The sequence below is a fragment of the Corynebacterium kozikiae genome (genome assembly GCF_024580965.1).
GTDB classification, from domain to species: domain Bacteria; phylum Actinomycetota; class Actinomycetes; order Mycobacteriales; family Mycobacteriaceae; genus Corynebacterium; species Corynebacterium kozikiae.
The window spans coordinates 1-257 of the sequence record NZ_JANIKJ010000076.1 but is presented as its reverse complement, the minus strand read 5'-3'; the positions used below and the strand labels follow the sequence as shown (position 1 = coordinate 257).

General features: G+C 52.1%; 1 rRNA gene. It reads left to right on the top strand.

Features of this window, described 5'->3' with window-relative positions:
- Positions 1-257: ribosomal RNA gene (locus tag NQ018_RS11395) — 23S ribosomal RNA — on the top strand; the annotation flags it as partial.

Here is a 257-nt window from a genome sequence, read left to right as displayed (position 1 = left end):
ACCACCCGGTAAGCCTAAATACTATTGGTGACCGATAGCGGATAGTACCGTGAGGGAATGGTGAAAAGTACCCCGGGAGGGGAGTGAAAGAGTACCTGAAACCGTGTGCTTACAATCCGTCAGAGCCCCTTTTGTGGGGTGATGGCGTGCCTTTTGAAGAATGAGCCTGCGAGTCAGCGGCATGTCGCGAGGTTAACCATGAGTGTGGGTAGCCGTAGCGAAAGCGAATCCTAATGAGGGTGTTGTTTTAGTGGCAT